Origin of the sequence: Mycoavidus sp. B2-EB, from assembly GCF_014218255.1 — a bacterium.
Lineage (GTDB): Bacteria > Pseudomonadota > Gammaproteobacteria > Burkholderiales > Burkholderiaceae > Mycoavidus.
In genome coordinates, this window is the sequence record NZ_AP021872.1 from 1,776,542 (window position 1) to 1,803,477 (window position 26,936).

Below are 26,936 nucleotides of genomic sequence, written 5' to 3' on the forward strand. Positions count from 1 at the left end.
GAGTTATATCTGCCGAATATCCACAAAATGCCCTTCAATCGCTGCCGCCGCAGCCATCGCAGGGCTCACTAAATGCGTGCGCCCTCCTGCTCCCTGGCGACCCTCAAAGTTACGATTTGAGGTCGAGGCGCAACGCTCCCCTACCTCTAGACGATCAGCATTCATGGCTAAACACATTGAGCAACCCGGTTCACGCCATTCGAATCCAGCTTTCAGAAAGATTTGATCCAGCCCTTCTTGCTCAGCTTGCGCTTTGACTAAACCTGAACCTGCTACGACCATTGCCAGCTTAATATTAGGTGCAACGCGCCGCCCCAACTTTTGCACCATCTGGGCCGCCGCGCGGAGATCTTCAATCCGCGCATTGGTACACGAACCAATGAAAATTTTGTCCAACGGGATGGATTGCAGCGGCACCCCCGGCTTAAGAGCCATATACTGCAAGGCGCGCTCAACCGCTGTGCGTTTCACTGGATCCAACTCATCTTCAGGATGCGGCACTTTGGCATCGATTGCCACGACCATCTCGGGAGAGGTACCCCAAGTGACTTGCGGTTTGATGGTTCTAGCGTCGAATTCAAGCACCTGTTCAAACTGCGCATCCGCATCTGAAACTAACGTACGCCAATAAGCTGCCGCTTGCTCCCATTTATCTTGCGCAGGCGCAAATGGACGGCCACGCAAATATTCTAGCGTTGTCTCATCCACTGCCACCATGCCAGCGCGCGCGCCGGCTTCGATCGCCATATTGCACACGGTCATGCGACCCTCCATGCTGAGCGCACGGATGGTTGAGCCAGCAAACTCGATTGCATAACCGGTACCCCCTGCAGTACCTATTTTTCCAATCACCATCAGCACGAGGTCTTTGGCAGTACAGCCCGAGGGCAATTGCCCATCAACCTTGATTAGCATATTTTTGCTTTTCTTTTGCATCAGGGTTTGCGTCGCCAATACATGCTCTACTTCCGAGGTACCAATACCAAACGCCAGCGCACCGAATGCGCCATGCGTCGAAGTGTGCGAATCCCCACAGACCACGGTCATGCCAGGTAAAGTAGCCCCTTGCTCCGGACCAATAACATGCACAATACCCTGGCGCATATCATTCATTTTGAATTGCACGATGCCAAAATCTGCGCAATTGGCATCCAGGGTATCAATTTGTAATTTCGAGATCGCATCTACGATCCCATGCGCTCTCTGCACCGTGGGTACATTATGATCTGCCACCCCCAAATTAGCGCCGACGCGCCATACCGGGCGCTGCGCTAACCGCAAACCCTCAAAAGCTTGCGGGCTGGTGACTTCATGTAGCAAATGACGGTCGATATACAGTAATGCCGTACCCTCTTCTTCGGCATGTACGACATGTGCGTCCCAAAGTTTATCGTATAAAGTTTTAGTCATTTCTTTCAATCAAAACCATTAAATTGCTACGCCGCGCTTTGTTAGCATAAACACGATAGACTCGTGCTGGCAAACAAATCCGAAATTTTCAGTTGCGCTGCGCAGCACGATCATCAGTCCGTTTCGCATATTAGCGCTACATCGATTAGATCAGCCTGACCCTTTTTATTGAGTTAGAGCGTTTAGCGCAACATCATGGCGCCTTAAACCTGCGTCAAGCGATGCAGCGCAGCTTGCAACTCAGCCGGCTCATACGCAGCCAGGACTTCTTTCACAGACATTTCTAGGGTGGGTAGATGCGCCCGCAAGATTTCTTGCTTAACCACGAGCAGTTGACTCAGATGAGTCGAGAATTCCGTTAAACCCATGCCAAGCAGTAAACGGGTAAACACTGGATCTCCAGCCATTTCACCGCACACTGATACCGATACACCCGCTTGTTTTGCTTGACGTAACGTGTGCGCAATTAAATGCAAGACAGCCGGATGCAAGGGTTCATACAAATGGGCCACTGCGCTGTCCGAACGATCAATAGCAAGCGTATATTGAATCAAGTCGTTCGTGCCAATCGACAAGAAATCAAAATGCTTTAAGAAAAGCTGAACCGCAATTGCCGCCGCTGGAATTTCGATCATTGCGCCAAGCTTAAGCTCTAAACTATAAGCCAGTCCAGCATCATCACACTGCCGTTTAGCAAGTTCAAGCAAATCAAGCGTTTGCGCAATTTCTTGGGCATGCGCCAACATCGGGATAAGGAGCTTAACCGGCCCAAAAGCCGAAGCCCGCAAAATAGCTCGCAGTTGAGTAAGAAACATCTGCGGTTCGGACAAGCTCCAACGAATTGCGCGTAGGCCCAGCGCAGGATTCACCGCAACTTCAGCATCTCCATCACGCATATCAAGCGGTTTATCCGAGCCTACATCAATGGTACGAATCGTGACCGGCAAACCTTTCATTGCCTCAACCACCTGCCGATACGCCTCAAATTGTTCTTCTTCGCCAGGTAGATCATGGCGGTTACGCATGTATAAAAACTCTGTCCGAAACAAGCCAATGCCAACCACTCCAGCCGCCAGTGCAGCAGCAGCGTCTTCAGGTAATTCAATATTTGCGTATAGTCCGATGGGCGTGCCGTCTAACGTTTGCGTGGGGGAGAATTTAAGCCGCTGTAATTTGCGTTGCTCAAGCGTTTTCTCACTTTGCCGGTAAGCATATTCTTCCAGCACGATCGGAGTAGGATCAACGATAACGATGCCTTGTGCACCATCTACAATGATCAAATCATCTTGGCGAATCAAAGAGCTGGCCTGCTGCACGCCAAGCGCTGCCGGAATGCCCAAACTGCGCGCCATAATTGCCGTGTGTGAAGTCCGCCCGCCCAAATCGGTGACAAAACCATGAAAGGTTTTAGTTTTAAATTGCAGCATATCGACAGGTGCAATATCATGCGCCACGATAATCATTTCATAATGGTTATCCACTTTTGTGGCTTTATCGGCAGCTACCGCCACGGCAAAGGATGAACCTGCCAGCGCTTTTAATACGCGCTCGACGACTTGTTCAATATCTGCCTTACGCTCACGTAGATATTCATCTTCAATTTCATCGAAATGACGGCTCAAACGCTCAAGCTGTTCCATCAGTGCCCACTCGGCGTTGTAGTGACGAGTGCGAATTAAATCAACCGTAGCCTCAGCCAACATCGTGTCACGCAAAATTAAGGTGTGCAGGTTGACAAATGCACTCATTTCGCTTGGCGCATCCAGCGGCAATTCCGCGCATAAAATCTCGAGTTCATGCTGCGCAGCATCTTGCGCCGCGCAAAACCGCGCGACCTCCGCTTCGATTTGGTCCGCATCAATGAAATAGTGATCGACTTCAAGCCCGGTCGGTGCAATCAGATAAGCCCGCCCAATCGCGATACCGCTGGAGATTGGGATTCCATGCAGCATGAAAGACACGTGGATCTCCTAAGATAGTTTTTATTCTTTACGAAAGCGTTAACAACGGACTATCCTCCTTCTCCAAATTTGTCCGCAATCAGCGTCAACAATGCCGCCATAGCGTCTATTTCATCGACTCCATCTGCTTCAATGAGTACGCTACTACCGAGACCAGCCGCCAACATCATAACGCCCATAATACTTTTAGCGTTAATGCGACGACCGTTACGGGTAATCCAGATTTGGCATTGGTAACGCGCAGCCAATTGTGTCAATTTGGCAGAAGCGCGTGCGTGTAGGCCTAGTTTATTAATAATGATGGTTTCTTGTTGTAGCATGGCGCTCCGGTTGATAAAACTCTGATAAAGATGAGGTGCACGGCAACGCAGCTGAAGGAGCAGCGATAGCCTGAATGCCTTTTGCTCCACCCGCTAACGCTTTCTTCGCCAGTTGGGCAAGCGGGGTGGTGCGGTAGCAAACTGCGCGCACCAACATGGGTAGATTAACGCCAGCTAGCACCTGCACCTGCGGTAGGTGCGCTAACTGACTAGCAATATTGGCGGGAGTCGCCCCAAAAAGATCGGTCAACACCAACGCGCCATTGTCTTTTATTAAATCAGACAGTGCATGCTGCGCTGCGGCAAGTAGCTTTGCTGGGTCGCTATCAGGCGTAACATCAATTGCCCCAATACGCGCAGGCAGCTCACCGTAAATATGCGCCAAACAGGATTTCAATGCACTCGCGAGCGGAGCATGAGCGATGATTAGAATACCTGCCATATTAGCCTGAAATAAAAGACTTCATGACGATGCAATGCGTTAGTCAAATATACCATATCATGGCAACAAGATTAGCATATCCTCATAGAAAGCGGTTAATGCTGCTTCGCACCAATATTTAAAGAGCATTCGCGCCCGTTTCGCCCGTCCGAATTCGGATCGCTTGCTCGATTGGCGCCACAAAAATCTTACCATCACCGATTTTTCCTGTGCGTGCAGCATGCTCAATCGCATCAATCACTTGCTCAACAAGCTCTTTCGGCACTGCGATTTCAATTTTTACTTTCGGCAAGAAATCAATGACATATTCAGCGCCACGATATAATTCCGTATGCCCTTTCTGTCGCCCAAAGCCCTTAACTTCAGTCACAGTAATTCCAGAAATACCAATTTCTGACAAGGCTTCACGCACTTCATCGAGTTTAAATGGCTTGATGATTGCGGTAATCCACTTCATTAGAAACTCCGTCAAAAATCCAAAAAAATATTGATCTAGCCCGAATGGCCAATTCACGCACAATAGCCACAAGGATGGGAAACATTCATGCTACAGTCGCTCTATCTCGGTGTAATTTATGCCATTACGCCGATACTCAGCAGTGACTAGTATGGCATATCATTGATTTCCATAACGTAGCCATTGTCTCACGCATCTTCCGTTTTTTACGCACAGCTTCTGTGCATTGCTCCGAGGATACATCATGAAACCTAGCGAACTCTTTCAAGACTTACAAACGAAAATTTCCGATTTACTTAAAAATTCACCCGTCAAAGATATTGAGCAAAATATAAAAGCGATGCTCACTCAAGGCTTTGCTAAACTAGACCTTGTCACACGCGAAGAGTTCGAGATTCAAACGCAAGTCCTTGCACGCACACGCGCTATGGTTGAAGAACTTGAACAACGGATTGTTCAGCTTGAGCGCCAACTCAATTCGACCCAAGAAAACTAAACAAACTCAATGAGTCTTGGGCCGCAACCCATGTCGCTTGCCGTGGTTCGCAGCCGCGCGCTCACAGCGGCGAGCGCGCTTGAAGTCACCGTCGAAGTCCATCTGGCGAATGGCTTGCCCGCATTTTCAATTGTTGGTTTACCCGAGCTTGAAGTTCGTGAAAGCCGAGAGCGGGTGCGCGCCGCGCTGCAAAACTCCGGTTTTACTTTTCCCGTACGCCGCATTACGGTCAATTTAGCGCCGGCTGACCTGCCAAAACAATCCGGCCATTTTGATCTACCCATTGCGCTAGGTATTTTGGCCGCTAGCGAGCAATTACCCGCCGAAGCGCTACACCCCCACGAATTTGCCGGCGAATTATCTCTTACCGGCGCTTTGCGGCCAATGCGCGGGGCTTTCGCCATTGCCTGCGGGCTGGCGGCCCAAGTCGCAGCTCATCCGCCGCGCCCAACCCCAGCGGAGATTTACCTACCGCTAGAGTGCGCCGCTGAGGCGGCGCTAGCGCCGCATGTTACGGCGTTCGGCGCGCCTGATCTACGTACCCTATGCGCTCATTTAGCCGGCGTGCTTAAGCCCCCGCTCCAACCGTTTAAACCGATTGCGCCGGCAGCCCCCGCCCCGTTACCCGATATGGCCGAAATTATCGGTCAAAACGCGGCTAAACGCGCGCTTGAAGTGGCCGCGGCGGGAGGCCATCATATTTTGTTAATCGGTCCACCAGGTTCCGGCAAATCGATGTTAGCCGCCCGTCTTGCAGGTATCTTGCCCCCTATGTCTGATGCCGAAGCACTGGCTTCTGCCGCTTTATTAAGCGTAAGCGCAATCGGCTTTACGCCAACGCAATGGCGGCGGCGGCCGTTTCGCGCGCCACACCATTCAGCTAGCGCGGCCGCCTTAATTGGCGGTGGCAATCCCCCCCGGCCAGGGGAAATTACGCTCGCACATCATGGGGTATTATTTCTGGACGAGTTACCGGAATTTAACCGGGCGGCACTTGAAATGCTACGAGAGCCCCTCGAAACCCACTCCATCACTCTTTCACGCGCTTCACATCAGGTTGAATTTCCTGCCGCTTGCCAATTAGTTGCAGCAATGAATCCTTGTCCCTGCGGCTGGTTTGGCGATACCAAAGGACGCTGCCATTGCTCACCCGAAAACGCTGACCGCTACTGGCGTAAATTATCCGGGCCACTATTGGATCGGATTGATCTACACATTGAGGTTTGCGCGCTGACTCCCGCCGAATTGGCCGAACGCACTACACTTCCATCCGAGGCCAGCGCCACCATAGCCGCCCGTGTCAGCGCCGCCCGCGCGCGGCAGCTGACCCGGCAACAACAGCCCAACTGGCTCTTAACGAGCCGTGAGATCGATGCAATGTGCCGGCCCGACCATGCGGGAGAAGCTTTATTGCATCAGGCAAGCTCCCGCTTTGGCTGGTCAGCGCGGACGTATTACCGAGTGCTTAAAGTGGCGCGCACGATTGCCGATCTAGCCGATGCTAAAATACCCGACGCCTCCCATATTGCTGAAGCCATTCAGTATCGGCGGGTGTGTAAATAAAGCAAAAAATTATTGTTGACGGCCAACTATTCTATTCTTCACAATTTACATTATGCGTATTTTCCAGAGCCACGGCTCTCCTCACTGCCGACTGATCACGTATATCGTTGCATCGATCATCGTCACCGCCCTAGGCTGTGCCGCATGGTTTACATTCAATGCGGCACAGCGCGCGCCCAATGTGACGTTTACCCTTCTTTCAGGCCAAAAAATTTCAACCGAACAACTCGCTGGCAAAGTTTATCTGGTGAATTTTTGGGCCACGAGCTGCCCTAGCTGCATTCAAGAAATGCCCACGCTAGTGCACGCTTACAACACCTTCAAAGACCAAGGGCTTGAAATCATTGCGGTGGCCATGAACTACGATACGCCGAGCTATGTAAGAAATTACAGTCAAACACGCCAGTTGCCATTCAAAGTAGCGCTTGATGACGGCAGCGCCGCCCAGCAATTTGACAAGATTCAACTCACGCCTACGACTTTTGTGATTGATAAAGGTGGACGCATCTTGAAACGCTATACTGGCGCGCCAGAACCACGCGAATTACATCAATTACTCGAAGCGGCACTCAGGCGCAATACCCAATAACATACTTTAGCAAGTTGCTCATGAAGCGATTAGCCCAAGGCAAAATCTTAGGCGCCACACGTTTGCTGGATACCCAGCTAACCCGCGAAGCAATCGCCACGATCCTAGTTGAAGACGGTTTAACGACCAGCGCCATTGAAGGCGAAAAACTCGATTTGGATGCGGTCCGTTCATCGGTCGCTCAACATTTAGGCTTACCTACGGCTGGGCTACCTGCTCCAGTACGCGCTATTGACGGGCTCATCGTAATGCTAATGAGGCGAGTAGCGACGGCTTAATCCGAGCCGGACTCGCCCATCTATGGTTTGTCACCTTACATCCATTTGAAGATGGCAACGGCCGGCTTGCGCGCGCCCTTACAGATATGGCCTTAGCGCAAGATGAGCGGGTATCGATGTGCTTTTTTAGCCTATCGGCACAAATTTTGCGGGAACGTACAAGCTATTACACCCACCTTGAACGCACACAGAAAGGGGGGCTAGAGGTTACGGAATGGTTGACTTGGTTTTTAACCCAGATTGAAGCCGCTGCCACTGCGGCACAACACACCATAACCAATACCTTGGCTAAAGCGCGCTTCTGGCTCTATCATCAAGCAAGCGGCCTGAATGAACGTCAGCATAAAGTGCTTAACCGTTTATTAGACGCTGGCGCTAAAGGGTTTGAAGGAGGGATGAATACACGGAAGTATGTGAGTCTGACTAAAACCAGCCGCGCCACAGCATACCGCGAATTAAGCGAGTTAGTGGCGAAAGGTTGCCTTACTCCTACGGGCAAAGGGGGACGTAGCACCAGTTATGAAATCATCTATCCCAGCAACTACGGCCCCCATCAGCCCATCTCCGCAAACTGAAAACTCAGCTGCTTAGGCGGGTTGAGGAGCCTCACCTGCATCGCTGTTCTGGGCTTGTAAGCGTAAAACTATTTCTTTGCGATAACGGTTTAATTCTTGCACGGTTTTAAACGTCCGCTCAAAAATAAGAGACAAGTTATGCAAAATTCGATCGACGACTTTGCCTTCCCAAGCACCATCAAATTGGATTTGCGCATCCAACCAATGCTCAAGCCATTCAGGATCAGGCAAACGTGATTGCACTGTGTCACGCGGAAACAGAGCGCGATTCACATGTAAATTAGTGGGGTGCAACGGTTTCTCAGTGCGCCGCGCCGACGCCATAAGCACGCCAATTTTAGCGAACGCCGCACGCGCAACATCGCCGGATTGCGCCAGTGCTTTTTTCATATAGCGCAAATATGCGCCGCCATGCCTTGCTTCATCGCGCGAAATAGTTTCATAAATATATTGGATCACGGGCTCGGTATGCCAAGCAGCCGCGCACCGATACCAATGATTTAAGCGGATTTCACCACAAAAGTGCAGCATCAGCGTTTCTAACGGAGGCGCTGGGTCAAATGGAAAACGCACAGCATGGAGCTCTTCTTCCGTAGGTAATAATTCAGGGCGAAAACGCCGTAAGTATTCCATCAAGACCAAGGAATGCTTTTGCTCTTCAAAAAACCAAATGCTCATGAATGCGGAAAAGTCACTATCATGGTGGTTATCACGCAAGAACATTTCGGTTGCAGGCAGCGCCGCCCACTCGGTAATGGCATTCATTTTGATGGTTTCAGCCTGCTCCGCGGTCAATAAAGACGCGTCGAAACGGTCCCATGGAATGTCTTTTTCCATGTCCCAGCGTACGGCTTCCAGCGATTTATATAATTCGGGGTAAAGCATCATGTTCATATATTTTGTTCCTGTGTCGCGCTAGCCATAAAACATTGAGCGAACGACTTCCATTAACTGCCCTTCCCTTTATGATAGCATGCTCCTATGCGGGCTTGTTCATTGCCTTAAGTCTACCCAGTTTATAATTGGCCAATGATGGCCCGCTCAACGATTCATTCATTGGGTCATGTACGAGGCTTATTGAAGAAATCCTCAATAATTTACATATTCCCCCCCATTTTGGCTAAAGCGCGCTACGATGGAGTAACCAAGTATTGATAAGTAGGCTGTCTATTGAATTTTACCCAAGCTGCTCCATATGCATTTTGCATCACCGAAATCTCGGAACTAGGAGTCAACATCATGCAAATGATTTATAACAGCCAAAATTATTGTATTGTCGAATTTCCAGCCCAAGTTGGCAGCTTTGCTCTAAAAACTGGAGGGTATGAAATAGTGGCGAAAAATCTACAACGGGAACTGTTTATTGATGGTGCTATGGCAGAACAATTCCGAGAAAATGTGCAAAAATTGATCGAGCTACAGCCCTCTACTGACGAAATAGACGATTTTCTTGGCCAATTCGATAGTTTAATGACACATCCGGTCGTTTTGCACTAAAGTCGCTTGGCGCTGAGTCCAAATACACAAACGTTTTGTCTCGCACTCAAGTTACGCGCTATACACGTGGCGCTGCGCTGCCTGCGCTGTTGGCAGCGCGCATCCTTATTCTGGATGGTGCCATGGGCACTATGATCCAGCGCTATCGCCTAACTGAAGCACAGTACCGTGGCGAGCGTTTTGCTCATTTCCAACATGATATTAAGGGCAATAATGAACTGCTCTCACTCACGCAGCCCGCGCTTATCCGTACGATCCATGAGCAATATTTAGCTGCGGGCGCCGATATTATTGAAACCAATACTTTTGGCGCAACGCACATCGCCCAAGCGGATTACCAAATGGAAGCGCTGGCGACCGAAATGAATCTAGCCTCAGCCCAACTGGCACGGGCCGCCTGCGATCACTATAGTCGCGCGAATCAACCGCGTTTTGTCGCGGGTGCAATTGGCCCGACTCCTAAAACAGCGAGCATTTCTCCCGAAGTCAATGACCCAGGAGCACGCAATATTACCTTTGATGTGCTACGAGACGCCTATTATCAGCAAGCACATGCTCTTTTAACCGGCGGCGTCGATCTTTTTCTGGTGGAAACGATCTTCGATACACTCAATGCAAAAGCCGCACTTTTTGCACTTGATGAATTATTTGAGGCCACTGGAGAAACTTTGCCGATCATTATCTCCGGCACCGTCACAGATGCTTCTGGCCGTATTTTGTCCGGTCAAACCGTTGAAGCATTTTGGAATTCATTGCGTCATGCACGGCCTTTAGCTTTTGGCTTGAATTGCGCGCTGGGCGCAGCTCTGATGCGCCCTTATATTGCTGAACTGGCCAAATTGTGCGATTGTGCCGTGTCATGCTACCCCAACGCTGGGCTGCCCAATCCCATGAGCGAAACCGGCTTTGACGAAACACCCGAAATCACCGCCCGCCTACTCGCAGAATTTGCCCAAGCGGGCCTCATCAATCTCGCTGGCGGCTGCTGTGGCACCACGCCTGAACATATCGCTGCAATTGCCCATGCAATCCAGGATTTACCAGCGCGCCCCTATTCATCTTCAGCATAATCATCTATGACGGACGCCACCGACCTTAACCGCCGCGCCCCTCATCAAATAGGTATTGAACCCACGCTGCGACTCGCTGGTCTCGAGGCTTTTAATATTGGCGCGCAAACGCGCTTCGTGAACATTGGCGAGCGGACCAATGTCACCGGTTCCAAAGCGTTTGCACGCATGATCCTAAACGATCAATTCGACGCGGCTTTAAGTGTTGCACGCCAACAAGTCGAAAATGGCGCGCAGATCATCGATATCAATATGGATGAAGCCATGCTGGATTCAAAAGCCGCGATGGTGCGCTTTTTGAATTTAATTGCGGCCGAGCCAGATATCGCTCGCGTGCCGATTATGCTTGACTCCTCCAAATGGGACGTATTAGAAGCCGGCCTTAAATGCGTGCAAGGCAAAGCGATCGTTAACTCCATCTCACTTAAAGAAGGCGTAGAGGTATTTAAGCAACAAGCGCAGTCGATTCGCCGTTATGGCGCAGCTGCCGTTGTAATGGCGTTTGACGAAAGCGGTCAAGCCGATAGTTTTGCGCGCAAAATAGCGATCTGCGAGCGTAGCTATCGGATTCTTGTCAAACAAGTCGGCTTCGCCCCAGAAGATATTATTTTTGATCCGAATATTTTTGCGATTGCAACCGGCATTGATGAACATAATAATTATGCGGTCGATTTTATAGAAGCAACGCGCTGGATCAAAGCCCACTTGCCCTACGCTAAAGTCAGCGGCGGAGTCTCAAATGTATCTTTTTCATTTCGTGGCAATGATGCCGTGCGCGAAGCCATTCACACGGTTTTTCTATACCATGCAATTCGTGCCGGCATGGATATGGGGATTGTCAACGCCGGACAGTTGGGAATTTATGCTGAGCTAGACCCCCCCCTGCGCGAACGCGTTGAAGATGTCGTGCTCAACCGCTCGGTACAAACTGCAAATGGCCTGAGTGCAACGGAGCGTTTACTCGAGATTACCGAGCAATATAAGCAAGGCGGTGGCGCAAAAAACCAAGAAACTCTGCTCTGGCGACAACAATCCGTCAAAGACCGCCTAGCCCACGCCTTAGTCCACGGCATTACTCAGTTTATTATTGAAGACACTGAAGCTGCGCGCCAACAATATGAACGTCCGATCCAGGTCATTGAAGGGCCATTAATGGATGGCATGAACCGGGTCGGCGACCTGTTTGGCGCGGGCAAGATGTTTCTACCCCAAGTTGTCAAATCAGCCCGCGTGATGAAACAAGCGGTAGCACATCTACTACCTTTTATTGAAGCAGAAAAAAACCAACTCACCGCACACGGCGGCGACGCAAAACCCAAAGGCAAAATTGTCATTGCAACCGTTAAGGGCGATGTGCATGATATTGGCAAAAATATTGTCTCGGTTGTCTTGCAGTGCAATAATTTTGAAGTCATCAATATGGGCGTGATGGTGCCTTGCAGTGAAATTCTCGCCAAGGCCAAAGCTGAGAAAGCCGACATGATCGGCTTATCAGGGTTGATCACACCCAGTCTTGAAGAAATGGCGTATGTCGCCGCTGAAATGCAACGCGACGAAATCTTGCGCGCCCGCAACATTCCTCTTTTGATCGGCGGCGCAACCACTTCACGCGTGCATACTGCGGTTAAGATCGCGCCGCACTATGACGGCCCCGTGATCTACGTACCGGATGCTTCGCGTGCTGTATCCGTTGCTTCCAGCCTGCTTTCAGAAACGCATTCGGCAACTTATATTGCTGAATTGAAAGCGAATTATGAGCGCATTCGAGAACAACACGCGAACAAAAAAACCCAACCGATGTTGCCACTTAGCCAAGCACGGGCAAATCGGCACCGCATTGATTGGGCCGCGACCTCTCCTACAAAACCCAAATTGATTGGCCGCCGCGTACTTAAAAATTACAACCTGGCCGAACTTGCGCGTTACATTGATTGGGGGCCGTTTTTTCAAACCTGGGATCTGGCGGGCCCATTTCCAGCAATTCTCACTGACCCCATCGTTGGCGAAGCCGCACGGCGCGTATATGAAGATGCGCAAAATATGCTCACGCAACTGATTGCTGGCCGCTGGCTGACCGCCCATGGGGTTTTCGCCTTATTACCGGCCAATACCGTGCATGACGATGACATTGAGATCTATACCGATGGCACCCGCAAGCATATTGCTCTAACCTGGCATACGCTGCGCCAACAAAGTGAACGCCCAATTATTGATGGCCCGAATCAAGAAAAAATCCGCCGGCCAAACCGCGCCTTAGCGGATTTTATCGCGCCGAAAGAAACCCAGATTGCCGATTATATTGGCCTTTTTGCCGTCACTGCTGGCCTCAATATCGATAAAAAAGTGCAGCAATTTGAACAGGCTCAAGATGACTATAGCGCCATCATGCTTAAGGCGCTTGCCGATCGTCTGGCGGAAAGTTTTGCGGAACGCTTGCATGAACGCATCCGCAAAGAGTTTTGGGGCTATGCGGCCGATGAACAACTCAGCCATAACGAGTTAATCCACGAGAAATACGTAGGCATCCGCCCCGCGCCTGGCTATCCTGCTTGCCCAGACCACTTAGTAAAGCACGCTATGTTCAGCCTGATGGATTGCGATAAGATAGACATGCAGCTCACCGAATCGCTTGCCATGCTGCCAGCAGCAAGCGTCTCAGGTTTTTATTTAGCGCATCCCGACAGTACTTATTTCTCTGTCGGTAAAATTGGCGCCGATCAACTTGATGATTATGCCCGTCGTACCGGGCTATCCGTCACGGACGCACAACGCGCATTAGCTGCACTACTTTGACGCAAGCGCCTCTAAGCAGCCCGCATAAGTTGCCGCGAGCGCGCCTGGCTCAGACACGGTCATGCCAAGATCACGTAAACAGCCATCATGCACACCGTAGACCCAAGCGTGAATCATTAAGGATTGGCCACGCGCCCATGCATCTTGCACAACCGTGGTGCCACATACATTGACCGTTTGTTCAATCGCATTAAGCTCAATTAAAAGCCGATGCCGCTCTTCCCCAATGGGTTTTTGTTCAAGCAGCGCCCGATGCTTGTCCTGAACATCCTGAATATGGCGCAACCAGTTATCGGCAAGCCCTACACGCCGCTCAAATAGCGCCGCGCCCACGCCAGAACAACCATAATGGCCCACCACCATAATATGCTTAACTTTAAGCAAATCAACCGCGAATTGAATCACTGATAAACAATTCAAATCGGAATGGACAATCACATTGGCAATATTACGGTGGACAAATACTTCGCCGGGAGGCAAACCAATAATTTGATTTGCCGGCACGCGCGAATCAGAGCAGCCAATCCATAGATATTCCGGGGTTTGCTGATCCTTTAGGCTTAAGAAATAATTCGGATCCTCAGCCAACATGCGCGTAACCCACGCACTATTGTTATCAAATAAATGACGCAGAGGATTAGGTTGTTCTTGCACCGGATGATTCATTTCATGCATCCCTTATGGCCCTTTTCCAATTTACACAGCACGCTAGCTGACCCATTTAATTAACGGATACAGCAGTGAAATTCTGCCGCCCAAATGGACTCACGCGGTATCCAACAATGTTGCCACGGGTCAATGCAGTCACTTTAGGGTGGCCGATCGGAATCCACAGCGCTTCATCGTAAATGATTTTCTGCGCGGCAAGATATAACTGCGTACGCCGCGCTTGATCCGTTGTAACCTTGGCTTGAGCAATCAAATTATCTAATTCAGGCTGACAAAAACGCGCAAAGTTGGTACCCGAACGTACCGCTGCACAGCTAAATTGCGGCGTCAGAAAATTATCTGGATCACCATTGTCACCCGCCCAGCCCATAAACAAGAGATCATGTGCGCCTTGTTTCGCCTCACGGATTAACTCACCCCACTCAACAATCCTTACTTGCGCCTTGATGCCAATTTTTTCAAGATCAGCTTGCAATAATTCAGCGCCCGTTTGTGGGTTCGGATTTAAAGTGCTCCCGGTTGGACGAGTCCAGATGACCGTCTCGAAGCCCTTAGGATAGCCAGCCTCAGCGAGCAATTGTTTGGCGCGCGCAATGTTATGCGGCCAGGGTTGAAGATTTTGTGCATAACTCCAAGTACCTGGCGGATAGGGATTGCTAGCAGGCAAAGCCGTACCGTTAAATAAAGTATTCAAATAATTGGAGCGATCAAAGGCTAAATTAATCGCTTGGCGCACTTTTTTATTATCGAGCGGTTTATGCTGCGTATTCAGCGCAACGAAAGCCGTCATGAAACCTGGGGCTTCAACGATTTTTAACACTTGATCTGCCCGCGCTGCACTCACATCTTGCGGCCGTGGCGACAATGAAACTTGGCATTCTCCAGCGTTCAGCCTTTGCGCGCGCACGGCTGGATCGGGGGTAATCGCATAAATAAGCTGGTCAATCTGTGGGCGCGCGCCCCAATACTGAGGGTTGCGGTCATAACGAATGAGCGCATCTCTCTGATAATTACGCAGCTTAAATGGGCCCGTGCCTACGGGTTCTAAATTAAAATCTGAGAAGCGATTGGCTTTGAGTAGTTGATCTGCATATTCGGCTGAATAGATCGAAGCAAAACCCATTGTTAACACCGACAAAAAGGTAGCATCGGGTTTTTTCAACGTGAAGCGGATTGTATTCGGGCCAAGTTTTTGGATGGCTTGCACCCGTTCAGGCAATTGCAGGGATTGCGCGTGTGGAAAACCGCTAGGGCCTGCCACCTTATGCCACGGGTTGGCCGGATTGAGCATGCGATCAAAGGTAAATGCTACATCATCCGCATTAAAGGCACGACTCGGCTTAAAAATGCCCCGTGTATGAAAATGAACATTTTGGCGTAAATAAAAAGTATAACTTAGGCCATCCGCACTCACGTCCCACTTCTCGGCCAAGGCAGGCACGACTTTACTGGTCGCCTCATCGAAAGCAACCAGGCCATTAAAAATAAGATCGGCACTCGCATTCGTGGTCACTAATGCATTGTACTGAACTACATCAAAACCATCGGGGCTCGCTTCCGTACAAATGGTTAACGACTTAAGCGCGGCAGGCTTAGCTGCAGCCACTAATGATGCGCTCAGCAAGAATAAACCCGCACAGCCAGCAACAATTAATTTTCGCTTCATAACGCCTTTCTCCATGATAGTTAGCATCTGGGTGCAACCTTCATACCGGCTCCCCGTTTGCAGGCTTTTGATGTTTTAACAGCGAACTCACATTTTTTTCGCGCGAATCTGCGAGATAACAAAGTCTAACACCGGCATGACCCCTTCCAAACTATTTGTCAGCGCCGGCGAAACCTCATATTTCCCCTGTACCGCTAAGGCGGGCACCCCCGTAAGTTTATAATCCGCCATCAATTGATTATCACGCCGTACCTCTGCTGCCGTACTAAAAGATTGATAAATATCAAGAAATTTTTGCTTGTCCACACCATGCTGCGCAACAAATTCTACTTGCGCCTCAGTCGTTTGCAAATAGTTTTTATCAACATGAATGGCCTTAAAGATTTTGGGGGCCATTTGAGTTGCAACCCCAAGTTTATCAAGGGCATGATACAGTTTCTGATAGACCTCAAGGCTGGCGTCAAAAGCAATCGGTACACGCTTAAAAACCACATCAGGGCCTTGCTTGCTAGCCCAGCTTTCAATTAGAGGTTCAAAATCTTTGCAATGCGGACAACCGTACCAGAAAAACTCAATCACTTCGATCTTGCCTGCGGGCACACTCACTGACTGAGGTGTTTTCAGCACTTTATAGTGTTTGCCCGCTTGCGGCGTAAGCGCCGAAGCATAAACACCACTGACTGCAAAAAAGATAAAGGCAAGTAAAACGCTAAGCGATTTTTTCATATCAATCTATAACCACTATCGAGTTAAAAATACAAAAATATATCATCTAAACCAAGGCATTTCATGGACTGTTTGGCGAACGGATAATCGCTGTATCAATACCCGCCTCGGTTAACCGCAAGCGCACCCGATTCATTTGCTCAAACTGCGTAAATGGACCCAGCCGCACACGATAGTACAAAATACCGGCGCCCTCATAGCGCGTTATTTTCGATTCAAAACCTTGCAACGCTAGCTTAGCCCGCTGCTGCTCGGCATCCGCTTTTGTCTTATATGCGCCGACCTGCAACGCATAACTGGCATTCGCTCCATTCAGCGCTCCCTCTGGTTTATTGGCCACTGGCCCATTCGGCGCAGTCGCCAACGGCACTTCGATAACCTGCGGGTCGCTAGGAGAGTTTAATCGTGGCGACGTCGAACCCTCAGAAAACTGTCCAACGGGCGCTGCCGGCCGGCTAGGAGGATGTCCTTGCAACAAACGATTGGGATCAGCATTAGTTGGATTGCTTACATTCTCCGTATTAGGCGGCATACCATTCTTTGCCACAAAAGGCGTAGGCCCGCGCGTCACATATAATGCAACCACAATCGCAATCGCCAAGCCAACAGTTAGGCCAAGCACAAGACCCAAAAGCGTTCCTCCGCTTTGCTTAGAAGCACGGCGCTGCTTTTTCATCATTCAAACACTACCCAAATAATTCTAAAATAAGGCCCATTCATCATGGGGGCTTTCAATTACATTTTGGTCGGCGCACTTACGCCAAGTACGGCTAAACCATTCGCTAAAACCTGGCGGGTGGCCGCAATCAGCGCTAACCGCGCACTGCGCTGCGCGGCATCCTCAACCAAAACCCGTTCAGCATTGTAAAACGCATGGAATTGGCCGGCGAGCTCGCGCAAATAAAAAGCCACAGCGTGTGGTGCAAGCTCTGTCGCCGCGCGCGTTAACATCTCGGGATATTCCGCCAGACATTTGAGTAATGCGTTCTCATGCGGACTGACCAGAGACGCAAGATTCGCCTGCGCCAGCGTCAACGAATCTCCGCCCCACTGCGCCAGCACTGAACAAATGCGCGCATGTGCGTATTGCACGTAATACACCGGATTTTCATCACTTTGCTGCAACGCCAGATCAATGTCAAACACAAACTCTGTATCAGCTTTACGAGAAACTAAAAAAAAGCGTACGGTATCGCGGCCGCGTCGGATTTCATCATTCGCCAAGGCGGGCTGTCGTTTTTCTGATGCGCCTGACCCGCCACCTGACCATTCAATCAAATCACGCACGGTCACATAACTGCCTGCACGTTTAGAAAGCTTCACTTCCTGGCCATTGCGCATCACCGTCACCATTTTGTGCAACACATAATCTGGGTAGCCCGGCGGTATATTCAGCCCTAATTGCTGTAAACCAGCCCGCACGCGCGCCACCGTCCCATGGTGATCTGAGCCCTGCACATTAATGACTTTATGAAAGCCGCGCTGCCATTTTGTCACATGGTAAGCAATATCCGGCACAAAATACGTATAACTCCCATCGGTTTTACGCATCACCCGATCTTTATCATCGCCTTCATCCGTGGTGCGTAACCATAACGCACCCTCTTGTTCATATGTTTTGCCAGCCGCCACCAACGCGGCGACCGTTGCCTCAACCCGACCATCGCTATATAGCGACGATTCAAGATAATATTGATCGAACTTAACCCCAAACGCCTGCAAATCCATATCCTGCTCACGACGCAAATACGCCACGGCAAAACGCCGGATGGCGTCGAGATCAGTCACCTCACCTAAGCCCTTTACCGGCTCAGCCTCTGGCCTTACGATCGTAGCTCCCGCAAGATAATCGCGCGCGATTTCAGCAATATATTCTCCGTTGTAAGCGGTTTCCGGCCAATCTGCATGCCCCGGCGCCAAACCGCGCGCGCGCGCTTGCACCGATAACGCAAGGTTATGAATTTGCACACCCGCGTCATTGTAGTAAAACTCGCGATGCACACACCAACCTTGCGTACTCAGCACATTCGCCAAGCTATCGCCTAACGCCGCTTGCCGACCATGCCCCACATGCAGCGGACCTGTCGGGTTAGCGGACACAAATTCAAGCAGCACGCGCCTGGCGGGTTGCTCAGCCGCGGCCTCAAGGCACCCAAACGTCGTGGTTTCATTCAGCACAGCCAACACCACCGCTTGCTTTGCCGCAGCAGATAACTTCAAATTGATAAAGCCTGGCCCGGCAATTTCAGCCGACTCAATCAAACCTGACGCGCGCGGATGGGCACATACGTGATCGGCGAGCTGCTGTGCAAGCTGGCGCGGATTCATCCGCCACGGTTTGGCCAGCTGTAGCGCGAGGTTACTGGCCACATCACCATGGGCGGCAACTTTAGGGCGCTCAAGCGTGATAGGTAAATCCACCTCATGCGCAAATGACGGTGCTAAATTCTTAACCGCGTCAATAAAAATGGATTCGATAATTTGTTTTTGGGCTGGTAACATGCAAGGCAAAGGAACGAAATGCGCGCATTTGCGCAGAAACTAGGATTCTAGCAGTGATGTGAAGCATTCGGTCTACCCTCACCAAATTCAAGGACATCCTATGCTGATTACTTTTAAATCAAAAGCCGCTCCTGACATTATCATGCTCAATAATCTTGCGCAGTTCTTACTCAGCATCATCGGCAAACAGCTCGATCAGCGGGGCGTGATTAGCCACGATGAACTGGCGCAAGCCATCGCTCGCTTAGAGGCTGCGATTCATAACGCACAACAAAAAGAGGCGCTAGCGCGGGCGGAGCATCAGCATGACAAAAACGAGGCCTCCGATGAAATACCTGTCGGACTTGCGCAACGCGCTTTTCCATTACTTGATATGATGCGTACTGCGCATCAGCAAGATGCCGATATTATTTGGGGCATTTAAATGCTGGCACACCACGATGGCACAGTCATTTTCCAATACAGAACCGGCTAAAAATCTCGCCCAATAAATCATCTGAAGTAAATTCACCCGTGATTTCATTGAGCCGGAGTTGCGCCAAACGCAGTTCTTCAGCAAAAAGGTCAAGCGCTTGTGCATGCTGCGCGGCCTGCTCTGCCGCATTCTGTAGGTGTTGAGCGGCCGCACGCAGCGCAATCAATTGGCATGGACACTGGGCAAAAAAGAATCCACCTTACCCAACTTCAGATTGCCTAACTCGTGTAGAAGGTCATCAAACTCACAACGATTAAGCATGTCGTTTTTTTGCAAGTATTTCCCTTCAAAATTAATAGGTGAGACATAATCGAGTGCAGAATCTCCACGTTTGGAGTTGCACCAAGCCTCAACCCATGTAGATACAACTAGGCGCGCATCAGATTGCACTTAAATTTTCGACGATCGAGTAATTCGTATGACACCTCTGATCGTTGTGATAGATCACATTTGGGGGTTGGCAGTGTTCAAGCGCCACACTCAAAGCATCGAGCATATATTCTGTCACAAGAGACTCGCCGATCGCCCAGCCCCACACACCCAAGGCAATGGCCGGATAGAGAAAACCTGCATTCGTCAGCATGAACATAGCATCTGCTACCCAATTTAGATCGTTTTAGCACAAGCATCCGAACTCTTTAGATAGCGTATTAGCGCTCTTGCACGGGCTCTAGAATTTGTTCACAAAATGTCCATGGATACAGCGCTTTGCTTTGATGCATTACAAACCTCCTTTACGGAGTTTAGTAATTTAAAAATGTCTATGAAAACGAGTTTACATCAGTGTAAAATTAACTCTATATTTTTCTGAGCACTTCCTTCCACTATGCCTTGACTTGCAGAAGTTACAGAATGTGGAGGAACTTGTGCAGAGTGACTTATCAAAGTGTGTTTGATAATGTTTTGAAAGAATATTATCTTGTACTTTACCTATTTAAAGGATAAAAAGTGGTTAACCCAATATCGTTACGACCCAATACCCCTCCCCCTACTTCCCCACAATCCACAAGCGCGTCAGTTGTTACTGAAACGGCACGGGGAAATTCTCATATGCAATACCCTACAAAACTAGAGGAATTAAATATAAGAGGCAGTGCAAATGAGAATTTACATCAGCCCAAAAGAGTACCTCTAGAGTTCTTTGGTGAGACACGATGCTTTTCACCTGAAGACACATTAGTTAATAATGAAGAGTCATCTGTGCATGTTGGTTTCCCTCAACATAAAATCACAAGAGACGAATTGCGAGAAAAAATAGATTTATTCCATAAAAATTATGGGAGCGATTATATTTCATATTCAAAAAATATAATTACTCAGTTACTTTCAGACCGGCCGGAATTGAGTATAGGGATAAAAATCCTGAAAGATTATGTGTGCAATGGGGAATTGATTAAAATAATAATTTCAGCAATGAACCGTGAAGAAACAGGTATAAAAAGCTATAGCGATGCCGTAGTTTTTATTAAAAAAACAATTGAAGAGACCTCCGATACAAGAAAACATAAACATTCAGAAGAAGCATGGGGTGGAAAAAATATCATAGAGACGTTCAAAAACGATAAATTCTATGCTCTATCCTCTATTTTTTTAGAAACATTAGAAATAATGGGGGCTTTTTTCAGAAAGCATATAAAAGAATATGATGGGAAAATTTATCAACTTCAATCAATGGTAGAAAATGGCCCAATCTACCGTGGGCAGCAACTCGATTATTCCATGCAAGAAGGAAGGTTTATGTATTCTCCTTCGCCATTGTCATGTAGCATTTCAGAATATATAGCCTTGGACTATATAAGCCGTGAAGCAAATCAGCTTTCTATTAGGACGCCGACAATAAGATATTTTTGGGGTATGCCGGCCGTCAATATCTCTGGTCTACCTGGGAATACGCTTAATAGTGGGGAATGCGAATGCCTTGTTGGACCAAGATGCATAACGAGAATTAAATCAATAACACATAATGAGGAAAATAATTTACTTGAAATTTTTGAAGAGTTCGTGGGATTTTTGCCGAGAGACGAATCCCCTGATCTAATAAAAAATATAAATGGATTAATCGACGTACTAGAAGATAAAGAACAGGATAAAATAATCGAGAAAATTAATAAATTAATCGGCATAAATTATCGACAGGCCTCTGGATTTCCTTCTGCCTTTGTATCAAACATATCGTCTGACGATATAGATTCAACTCCTGTCAATGATATACTCAATAAATTAGCAGATATACTCAACAAGAGAAATGGTAATGCAGAAATCGAGTCTCTCAATACACTAATCGGTGCATTCAATAAGCAAATCGATGGCACAAAAATAAAAAATCTCAATCGTTTAACCGATATACTCCATGAAGAAATTGTTAATGAAGAAATCAAAAATATCAATGATTTAATTGACTTGCTCAATGAGGAAAACAATGACGAAAGACTCAATAAATTAGTCAACGCATTTAATAAGAGAAACGATGAAACAGAAAATAAAAATCTCCAGGCGCTAATCAGTATCATCAATGAGGAAACCGATGACACAGAAACCAAAAATCTCACGGTAAGTACTGAAACTTAAGCAAAAAGCGTTACGGCGGGGTGAAACGTGAAAGATACCAGAGAGATTAAATTTTGGTTTTGAGCGAGAATCGTTGAAAAGTTAACCACTCGACCACTCTTTTCTCTACTAAGCGATATTGATGTGTTTCATCCGCTGCCACTAGCAAGTTGGCGTATCACTGAGCCAACTTGCTATAGTAAAAGTCGTATGCGCGTAATCCCCTTTCGTTCTGTCAACACCGTTCCGCTTTATTTTTAGTGTCTTTTTTTAGCTTCATCTGCATAAAAGATCGCGCTGGCAGCATAATTCGTCGGCTAAACTCTACTTTTAAGTCCCATTATAGAATGGGGGAATATCTCAAGCGACATTCTATAGCTGACGCAAGAAATATGGAGGGCTAGGGCCTTCGGAATTACGCCGCCTAAAGCAGAATAGTCTGCTCACTGTCGCTAGATAAGGTATGTCTACAGGATGTATTCTCAAAAAAGCATTAAGGCCTTCTTGCCCATAGATCGTAGGCTGAGGTATCGCACAGTGGTATGGAGCGCCAGTCAGCTTCAGGCCTGTGCGATGATAAAGATATCCAGCTCAGGCTAGAGATGCCGCATCTTTAATGATGCATACAAAGATATGACCCTGTCGCGAATACATTACGGTTATCGACGCGTGTAGGTGCTACTACGACGTGAAGGCTGGAAGGACAACCACAAGCGAGTATATCGCCTCTACCAGCAATAGGATTGTCATTAGACATATCGCCGAGGCAGAACAAAGCTGCGCGCTTGAGGCAGCAATGGGCCTATGAACAAGGTGGTCGAGCTAGATTTCTCTAGGCCAGGTAGGCCTACGGATAATGCCAAAGTAGAGTCGTTCAATGGTCGCTTCCGACAGGAATATCTGAACGTACATTGGTTCTTGTCTTTAGACAATGCAAAGGGCAAAATCGAGGCATGGCGGCAGTACTATAACGAAGATCGTCCCCACTCTGCACACGAATGGATGACACCTGCTGAGTTCGCCCGTCAATGCAGAATGAGCCCTCAACAGAGGACCTCTAGGAGCCGCATTTTTCTATTTTAGGTGGCACTACTTTTGGGGGGAGGGCTACTCTTTACCGATTCTCTCTTATCCAAGCAGCGACGAACACCTTGATTAAATGCAAATGCTTTTTGCCATTCTATGCTGGGCAAATAGCTTTAGCCTTGCCTACCTTAGGGGCATTGACATCGGATCGCGCATAAAACCACCCATTTTTTTCTGCTGTATCTGCTTCAAACCACTTCATTTTCTTTTGAATTTCTTGAGAAAACTCAATAGTTTCTGCAACTCTAAAAAGAACCTGAAGAGATGATTTTTCTTTTTCCGTTACTTGTTTTTTAGAACTAGCTATCTCAAAAACCAAGGCTTGCACAACTTTTTTTAAAGAAGTAACGAAATCTTCCAAATTTTTCTGGACTGTCTCCAATTTATTTTGCTTTTCTTGCGGCATTTCTAGCAATGCGGTCTGCCTCTGATTGCTTCTTTCAACTGATTTTAACGACTCTAGCGGCACTTCTAATGTTTGCTGTAATAAATTTTCAATAGCAAAAGTATTTTGAGCTTCTACTATCGATGACCGCATAGCCAAGAAGTCTTTAGAAACTTTTTTTGTTAAATCATCTTTAGCCGCCTTCACCAATAAAGTAGTTGAACTATTCAATCTTGAACTAAAAATAAAATTAGAAATCATTAAAAATGCATTTAAATAACTCAAATTTGTATCAAGCCGTCTTTTTATGATTGGCAATAGTGAAGTTTTTTTACTGCCCACTTCTACTTTATTATCGAAAGACGTAAACAAATTAGATGATTTTTTATAAATCTCCTTAGACTCAACCAAAGCATCTGCAAAAATAAGCATTTTTTCTATCGGCAAATCCTTAAGCTTACCTTCATTCGAACTTCGCGCCAATTCATTAAAAACAATTCGAAAAATCCCTATAAACTGATTTTCAGATAGCACACCTTTTATATATGCCTTAGTCACAGTTGTTAAAATATCTGATAAGCTTTCTATCGATAAATTCGATAGTCCATTTTTATGATTCCCTATCTCATTAAAAATAACAGAAAATGCTTTTCTGCAAGAATTTATGCTTTCTTCTGTTTGTTTAAATTCTCCTTGTGCGATAGAAAAAGGAAAAAGTTTGTTTGCATAATTTAGTAATAGCGTGATCTTCTTATTTGCCAATTTTGCTTGCGGCTCAATCAAAGCTAGCGACACAGATGATAAATTTTCTGGTGATAAATTCGAAAAATACATTTCCATTATTTTATGAAGAATAACAGAGTATGCTGCTTGATAAGCAGCTACACTTTCTTTTTCCAATCCAATGTTTTCTAACGAGTTAAAAAATAGGGTTATTTTATTTATATAACTTAAAAAATCCTTGATGTTTTTATTTGCAGAACTTTCATTTTCGAATTTTTTGTATATTAATTTTTCCGTAATTTTAATTAATGATTTCGAAAAAAATAGCCAATTTTCCAGTGATAAACTCAATAGCCCTTCTTTTCGCTCCATTATCTCGTCAACAGTATTAGTAAATATTTTTATAATATTTTCGGGATTCATTTCCATATCTGCACGGAGGGGAAGGTCCAGATAAGTCAACAATGTGTCGATTGAGAAAGCATTAAAACCTCTGCCAGTAGAAGATAACGTAATAGAGGTAATAGGAAATGGAACCATTAGGAAATCTCTTGATTGCAATATGTAATTGCAATTATAACCTGGGCTCTGCTAGGCTTTTACAATGGATAAATTTGAGCAGAGGATGAGGATTGCCGAGGCCAAGCTATTTTGCTGGCACAATTACACAAAGCCAAATCACCCGATACCCAGGAATTTGGCAAAGCCCTTATGGGCTATGGTGGGGCGTGAGCGGGCTCGAACGCTCGACCTACGGATTAAGAGTCCGCTGCTCTACCAACTGAGCTAACGCCCCAAGAGAAGGCGTATTATAGCAAGCTGATGTCTGTAAATCGCACATGCGGCCTCATCCCGCTTGAGACGGGCATTTTTCAGGGTCAGGGCAGGATACTTGCCCAGCGTCAGCTTTCCATACCGGCCACTGAACCGGTAGCGATAACGCCACACAATGCCCCCGGTCGGGAATACCTCAACTATAAACCACGCTCATCGCTCACGGTGTAGGTCCTGTCCTTAGGCCTCAAGGCTTTTAGTGCAGTATATCGGTCAGCGGCATAGCCCCTCCATATGTCCAAGCAGTCATTTGGACACATACTTGGACATAAAAATCATCGGCTGCCTGTGTATCTACCCGGACATTATAAGAACAAAAAAGTCAGCATTCAATATGGATTAAAGGCATTTAAAGATTTCTCTGGACGTTAAAAAACCTTATATCATTTTCCAATACAGAATCGGCTAAAAATCTCGCCCAATAGATCATCTGAAGTAAATTCACCCGTGATTTCATTGAGCCGGAGTTGCGCCAAACGCAGTTCTTCAGCAAAAAGGTCAAGCGCTTGTGCATGCTGCGCGGCCTGCTCTGCCGCATTCTGTAGGTGTTGAGCGGCCGCACGCAGCGCAATCAAATGGCGCTCACGTGCCGAATAAATATTTTCAGTCCCAGCCTGCCAACCCGCAAGCTCAAGCAACTGTGCGCGCAAATGGTCAATCCCAACACCTGATTTTGCGGATAAGCGTACGACAATAGCTTGAGCTTCCGCCGCTGCATCTGCACCAGCCGCCTCCGCAAGCAAATCGATTTTGTTATGAATTTGAAGTATTGGCACGCCCGCCGGCAAGCTCGCAATAATTGCCTCATCCTCAGGTGTGAAACCTATGCGGGCATCTAGCAGATGCAACACAATATCCGCTTGCTTAATCGCCTGCCAAGTACGAGCAATGCCAATCTGCTCGATCTCATCTTCTGTCTCGCGCAGACCTGCGGTATCAATAATATGCAGCGGGATCCCTTGAATCTGAATCGTCTGCGCAACTTTATCGCGCGTGGTGCCAGCAATCGGCGTCACAATCGCTAGCTCTGCGCCAGCCAGTGCATTCAATAATGAAGATTTACCAACATTAGGTTGGCCGACCAAGACGACTGAAAGTCCTTCGCGCAACAATGCACCTTGCCGCGCATCCGCTTGAATCTGGGTCAATGCATAGCGCAGTGCAGCCAATTTGCCATGGGCATCTGCCGCCTCCAGAAAATCAATTTCTTCTTCCGGAAAATCCAGCGTTGCTTCAACCAACATTCTCAGGCGAATTAAGTCATCCACCAGCCGCTGAATCGCACGTGAAAACACCCCATCCAGCGAGCGCCCAGCGCAACGGGCAGCGGCCTCCGTACTCGCCTCAATCAAATCAGCCACCGCTTCGGCCTGCGCTAGATCAAGCTTATCATTCAGAAAAGCCCGGCGCGTAAATTCGCCAGGCTCAGCTAAACGCAAACGGGGCACCTCATGCACCGCCAGGCAACGTTGTAACAATAACTGCAAAACAACTGGCCCACCATGCCCTTGCAACTCAAGCACATGCTCACCAGTATAGGAATGCGGCGCAACAAAATACAGACCAATACCGCGGTCCAAAACCTCACCTTGGGCGCCCAGGAATGGCACATAAGTCGCATGACGCGGCGTAAGCTCCTGACCACAAACCGCTAACATCAACCGCGCCACTACCTCTGTACCCAATTTACCAAACGATATACGTACGACGCCAATCCCACCCCGACCAGGAGCAGTAGCAATGGCAATAATTGGATCTTGATGAGTTGTAGACATGGCACAATAAAAAAGTAGGGCGCAATCATACACCGACTAGAGTCGTCGCTGAATCTAGCTGATCTCCAATAGATTAACCCAAACCCTCGCGCTAAGC

At 47.9% G+C, this 26,936-nt stretch carries 24 protein-coding genes, 1 tRNA gene and 4 pseudogenes; 12 read left to right on the forward strand and 17 right to left on the reverse strand.

All coding sequences use genetic code 11. The annotated features are described in order from the left end of the window. Positions 1 to 3 precede the first annotated feature (3 nt). The 5 genes from leuC to MPB2EB_RS07960 all read right to left on the reverse strand — a co-directional run bounded on the left by leuC (position 4) and on the right by MPB2EB_RS07960 (position 4,590). The gene (leuC, locus tag MPB2EB_RS07940) at positions 4 to 1,410 is read right to left on the reverse strand and encodes a 3-isopropylmalate dehydratase large subunit (RefSeq protein WP_185181785.1); all 1,407 of its coding nucleotides are present in this window, start codon (positions 1,408 to 1,410) and stop codon (positions 4 to 6) included. A 203-nt stretch (positions 1,411 to 1,613) separates the two neighbouring features. Continuing rightward, the gene (gene ptsP, locus MPB2EB_RS07945) at positions 1,614 to 3,371 is read right to left on the reverse strand and encodes a phosphoenolpyruvate--protein phosphotransferase (RefSeq protein WP_185181786.1); all 1,758 of its coding nucleotides are present in this window, start codon (positions 3,369 to 3,371) and stop codon (positions 1,614 to 1,616) included. A 50-nt stretch (positions 3,372 to 3,421) separates the two neighbouring features. Then, the gene (locus MPB2EB_RS07950; protein ID WP_185181787.1) at positions 3,422 to 3,691 is read right to left on the reverse strand and encodes an HPr family phosphocarrier protein; all 270 of its coding nucleotides are present in this window, start codon (positions 3,689 to 3,691) and stop codon (positions 3,422 to 3,424) included. Further along, entirely contained in the window at positions 3,663 to 4,133 is a 471-nt protein-coding gene (locus MPB2EB_RS07955; RefSeq protein ID WP_185181788.1) for a PTS sugar transporter subunit IIA, read from the reverse strand. Before MPB2EB_RS07955 ends, MPB2EB_RS07950 begins: the two co-directional genes overlap by 29 nt. Before the next feature lie 118 nt (positions 4,134 to 4,251). Next, the gene (locus MPB2EB_RS07960) at positions 4,252 to 4,590 is read right to left on the reverse strand and encodes a P-II family nitrogen regulator (protein ID WP_185181789.1); all 339 of its coding nucleotides are present in this window, start codon (positions 4,588 to 4,590) and stop codon (positions 4,252 to 4,254) included. A 241-nt stretch (positions 4,591 to 4,831) separates the two neighbouring features. Between MPB2EB_RS07960 and MPB2EB_RS07965 the strand changes: the two genes are divergently transcribed. From MPB2EB_RS07965 to MPB2EB_RS07985, 6 genes and pseudogenes are all read left to right on the forward strand, one after another. Continuing rightward, positions 4,832 to 5,086, forward strand: a complete 255-nt coding sequence (locus tag MPB2EB_RS07965) for an accessory factor UbiK family protein (RefSeq protein WP_185182711.1) — start codon at positions 4,832 to 4,834, stop codon at positions 5,084 to 5,086. Positions 5,087 to 5,116: 30 nt separating this feature from the next. Further along, positions 5,117 to 6,649, forward strand: coding sequence for a YifB family Mg chelatase-like AAA ATPase (locus MPB2EB_RS07970; RefSeq protein ID WP_185182712.1), 1,533 nt, complete (start codon positions 5,117 to 5,119; stop codon positions 6,647 to 6,649). Positions 6,650 to 6,701: 52 nt separating this feature from the next. Beyond that, positions 6,702 to 7,238: a TlpA disulfide reductase family protein gene (locus MPB2EB_RS07975; protein ID WP_185181790.1), complete on the forward strand. Its 537-nt coding sequence runs from the start codon at positions 6,702 to 6,704 to the stop codon at positions 7,236 to 7,238. 20 nt (positions 7,239 to 7,258) lie between these two features. Continuing rightward, positions 7,259 to 7,516, forward strand: a complete 258-nt coding sequence (locus MPB2EB_RS07980; protein WP_185181791.1) for a DUF4172 domain-containing protein — start codon at positions 7,259 to 7,261, stop codon at positions 7,514 to 7,516. Continuing rightward, positions 7,516 to 7,560 (forward strand): annotated as a pseudogene (locus tag MPB2EB_RS08660) (hypothetical protein); the annotation flags it as partial. The gene MPB2EB_RS07980 and the pseudogene MPB2EB_RS08660, both read left to right, overlap by 1 nt. Before the next feature lie 42 nt (positions 7,561 to 7,602). Further along, positions 7,603 to 8,091, forward strand: a complete 489-nt coding sequence (locus MPB2EB_RS07985; RefSeq protein WP_232534435.1) for a Fic family protein — start codon at positions 7,603 to 7,605, stop codon at positions 8,089 to 8,091. 12 nt (positions 8,092 to 8,103) lie between these two features. On the opposite strand, the gene MPB2EB_RS07990 is transcribed toward MPB2EB_RS07985, so the two are convergent. Next, positions 8,104 to 8,985 (reverse strand): ferritin-like domain-containing protein, encoded by an 882-nt coding sequence (locus tag MPB2EB_RS07990; RefSeq protein WP_185181792.1) that lies wholly within the window; start codon positions 8,983 to 8,985, stop codon positions 8,104 to 8,106. Between the two features lie 345 nt (positions 8,986 to 9,330). On the opposite strand from MPB2EB_RS07990, the gene MPB2EB_RS07995 reads away from it, so the two are divergent. From MPB2EB_RS07995 to metH, 3 genes are read left to right on the forward strand one after another with little or no spacing between them, the layout of a single operon-like run. Further along, complete coding sequence (locus MPB2EB_RS07995; RefSeq protein WP_185181793.1) at positions 9,331 to 9,588, forward strand: DUF3567 domain-containing protein; 258 nt, start codon at positions 9,331 to 9,333, stop codon at positions 9,586 to 9,588. A 35-nt stretch (positions 9,589 to 9,623) separates the two neighbouring features. Continuing rightward, a complete protein-coding gene (locus MPB2EB_RS08000; protein WP_185181794.1) occupies positions 9,624 to 10,658 on the forward strand; it encodes a homocysteine S-methyltransferase family protein in 1,035 nt (344 codons plus the stop codon). A gap of 6 nt (positions 10,659 to 10,664) precedes the next feature. Further along, entirely contained in the window at positions 10,665 to 13,451 is a 2,787-nt protein-coding gene (metH, locus tag MPB2EB_RS08005) for a methionine synthase (RefSeq protein WP_185181795.1), read from the forward strand. Here metH and can read toward each other — a convergent pair. The 5 genes and pseudogenes from can to argS form a co-directional block, all read right to left on the reverse strand. Continuing rightward, positions 13,446 to 14,105 (reverse strand): annotated as a pseudogene (gene can, locus MPB2EB_RS08010) (carbonate dehydratase); the annotation flags it as partial. The gene metH and the pseudogene can overlap by 6 nt on opposite strands. Positions 14,106 to 14,172: 67 nt before the next feature. After that, positions 14,173 to 15,786 (reverse strand): ABC transporter substrate-binding protein, encoded by a 1,614-nt coding sequence (locus MPB2EB_RS08015; RefSeq protein WP_185181797.1) that lies wholly within the window; start codon positions 15,784 to 15,786, stop codon positions 14,173 to 14,175. An 87-nt stretch (positions 15,787 to 15,873) separates the two neighbouring features. Continuing rightward, positions 15,874 to 16,512: a thiol:disulfide interchange protein DsbA/DsbL gene (locus MPB2EB_RS08020; RefSeq protein WP_185181798.1), complete on the reverse strand. Its 639-nt coding sequence runs from the start codon at positions 16,510 to 16,512 to the stop codon at positions 15,874 to 15,876. Between the two features lie 61 nt (positions 16,513 to 16,573). Continuing rightward, complete coding sequence (locus MPB2EB_RS08025) at positions 16,574 to 17,191, reverse strand: SPOR domain-containing protein (RefSeq protein ID WP_370576598.1); 618 nt, start codon at positions 17,189 to 17,191, stop codon at positions 16,574 to 16,576. A 56-nt stretch (positions 17,192 to 17,247) separates the two neighbouring features. Next, entirely contained in the window at positions 17,248 to 19,014 is a 1,767-nt protein-coding gene (argS, locus tag MPB2EB_RS08030) for an arginine--tRNA ligase (RefSeq protein ID WP_185181799.1), read from the reverse strand. Positions 19,015 to 19,114: 100 nt separating this feature from the next. On the opposite strand from argS, the gene MPB2EB_RS08035 reads away from it, so the two are divergent. Then, the gene (locus MPB2EB_RS08035; RefSeq protein ID WP_185181800.1) at positions 19,115 to 19,438 is read left to right on the forward strand and encodes a DUF1840 domain-containing protein; all 324 of its coding nucleotides are present in this window, start codon (positions 19,115 to 19,117) and stop codon (positions 19,436 to 19,438) included. Between the two features lie 25 nt (positions 19,439 to 19,463). On the opposite strand, the pseudogene MPB2EB_RS08040 reads toward MPB2EB_RS08035, so the two are convergent. Together MPB2EB_RS08040 and MPB2EB_RS08045 are read right to left on the reverse strand one after the other, a co-directional pair. Beyond that, positions 19,464 to 19,655 (reverse strand): annotated as a pseudogene (locus MPB2EB_RS08040) (tRNA uridine-5-carboxymethylaminomethyl(34) synthesis GTPase MnmE); the annotation flags it as partial. A gap of 213 nt (positions 19,656 to 19,868) precedes the next feature. Next, positions 19,869 to 20,078, reverse strand: coding sequence for a hypothetical protein (locus MPB2EB_RS08045; RefSeq protein WP_185181801.1), 210 nt, complete (start codon positions 20,076 to 20,078; stop codon positions 19,869 to 19,871). A gap of 461 nt (positions 20,079 to 20,539) precedes the next feature. Here MPB2EB_RS08045 and MPB2EB_RS08050 point away from each other — a divergent pair, with 461 nt between their 5' ends. After that, complete coding sequence (locus MPB2EB_RS08050) at positions 20,540 to 22,057, forward strand: hypothetical protein (protein ID WP_185181802.1); 1,518 nt, start codon at positions 20,540 to 20,542, stop codon at positions 22,055 to 22,057. Between the two features lie 331 nt (positions 22,058 to 22,388). Next, positions 22,389 to 23,119: pseudogene (locus tag MPB2EB_RS08555) on the forward strand (integrase core domain-containing protein); the annotation flags it as partial. Between the two features lie 97 nt (positions 23,120 to 23,216). Here MPB2EB_RS08555 and MPB2EB_RS08065 read toward each other — a convergent pair. The 4 genes from MPB2EB_RS08065 to mnmE form a co-directional block, all read right to left on the reverse strand. Continuing rightward, on the reverse strand, positions 23,217 to 24,770 hold the full coding sequence (locus MPB2EB_RS08065; protein WP_185181804.1) for a hypothetical protein: 1,554 nt from the start codon (positions 24,768 to 24,770) through the stop codon (positions 23,217 to 23,219). 179 nt (positions 24,771 to 24,949) lie between these two features. After that, positions 24,950 to 25,026, reverse strand: a tRNA-Lys gene (locus tag MPB2EB_RS08070). Further along, positions 25,017 to 25,178 carry an Arm DNA-binding domain-containing protein gene (locus tag MPB2EB_RS08560; RefSeq protein ID WP_232534436.1) on the reverse strand — a complete coding sequence of 54 codons (162 nt, stop codon included), beginning with the start codon at positions 25,176 to 25,178 and terminating at the stop codon, positions 25,017 to 25,019. Before MPB2EB_RS08560 ends, MPB2EB_RS08070 begins: the two co-directional genes overlap by 10 nt. A gap of 269 nt (positions 25,179 to 25,447) precedes the next feature. Next, complete coding sequence (mnmE, locus tag MPB2EB_RS08080) at positions 25,448 to 26,839, reverse strand: tRNA uridine-5-carboxymethylaminomethyl(34) synthesis GTPase MnmE (RefSeq protein WP_185181805.1); 1,392 nt, start codon at positions 26,837 to 26,839, stop codon at positions 25,448 to 25,450. Positions 26,840 to 26,936: the final 97 nt, after the last annotated feature.

Coding starts and splice junctions, on each gene's coding strand:
- MPB2EB_RS08050 (WP_185181802.1), top strand. CDS start 20,540: ATGCAATACCCTACAAAACTAGAGGAATTAAATATAAGAGGCAGTGCA.
- MPB2EB_RS08015 (WP_185181797.1), bottom strand. CDS start 15,786: ATGAAGCGAAAATTAATTGTTGCTGGCTGTGCGGGTTTATTCTTGCTG.
- MPB2EB_RS07980 (WP_185181791.1), top strand. CDS start 7,259: ATGAAGCGATTAGCCCAAGGCAAAATCTTAGGCGCCACACGTTTGCTG.
- metH (WP_185181795.1), top strand. CDS start 10,665: ATGACGGACGCCACCGACCTTAACCGCCGCGCCCCTCATCAAATAGGT.
- MPB2EB_RS08025 (WP_370576598.1), bottom strand. CDS start 17,191: ATGATGAAAAAGCAGCGCCGTGCTTCTAAGCAAAGCGGAGGAACGCTT.
- MPB2EB_RS08065 (WP_185181804.1), bottom strand. CDS start 24,770: ATGGTTCCATTTCCTATTACCTCTATTACGTTATCTTCTACTGGCAGA.
- argS (WP_185181799.1), bottom strand. CDS start 19,014: ATGTTACCAGCCCAAAAACAAATTATCGAATCCATTTTTATTGACGCG.
- MPB2EB_RS07995 (WP_185181793.1), top strand. CDS start 9,331: ATGCAAATGATTTATAACAGCCAAAATTATTGTATTGTCGAATTTCCA.
- MPB2EB_RS07990 (WP_185181792.1), bottom strand. CDS start 8,985: ATGAACATGATGCTTTACCCCGAATTATATAAATCGCTGGAAGCCGTA.
- MPB2EB_RS07955 (WP_185181788.1), bottom strand. CDS start 4,133: ATGGCAGGTATTCTAATCATCGCTCATGCTCCGCTCGCGAGTGCATTG.
- MPB2EB_RS07970 (WP_185182712.1), top strand. CDS start 5,117: ATGTCGCTTGCCGTGGTTCGCAGCCGCGCGCTCACAGCGGCGAGCGCG.
- MPB2EB_RS08020 (WP_185181798.1), bottom strand. CDS start 16,512: ATGAAAAAATCGCTTAGCGTTTTACTTGCCTTTATCTTTTTTGCAGTC.
- MPB2EB_RS08045 (WP_185181801.1), bottom strand. CDS start 20,078: ATGTTCATGCTGACGAATGCAGGTTTTCTCTATCCGGCCATTGCCTTG.
- mnmE (WP_185181805.1), bottom strand. CDS start 26,839: ATGTCTACAACTCATCAAGATCCAATTATTGCCATTGCTACTGCTCCT.
- MPB2EB_RS07975 (WP_185181790.1), top strand. CDS start 6,702: ATGCGTATTTTCCAGAGCCACGGCTCTCCTCACTGCCGACTGATCACG.
- MPB2EB_RS07985 (WP_232534435.1), top strand. CDS start 7,603: ATGGCCTTAGCGCAAGATGAGCGGGTATCGATGTGCTTTTTTAGCCTA.
- leuC (WP_185181785.1), bottom strand. CDS start 1,410: ATGACTAAAACTTTATACGATAAACTTTGGGACGCACATGTCGTACAT.
- MPB2EB_RS08035 (WP_185181800.1), top strand. CDS start 19,115: ATGCTGATTACTTTTAAATCAAAAGCCGCTCCTGACATTATCATGCTC.
- MPB2EB_RS07950 (WP_185181787.1), bottom strand. CDS start 3,691: ATGCTACAACAAGAAACCATCATTATTAATAAACTAGGCCTACACGCA.
- MPB2EB_RS07960 (WP_185181789.1), bottom strand. CDS start 4,590: ATGAAGTGGATTACCGCAATCATCAAGCCATTTAAACTCGATGAAGTG.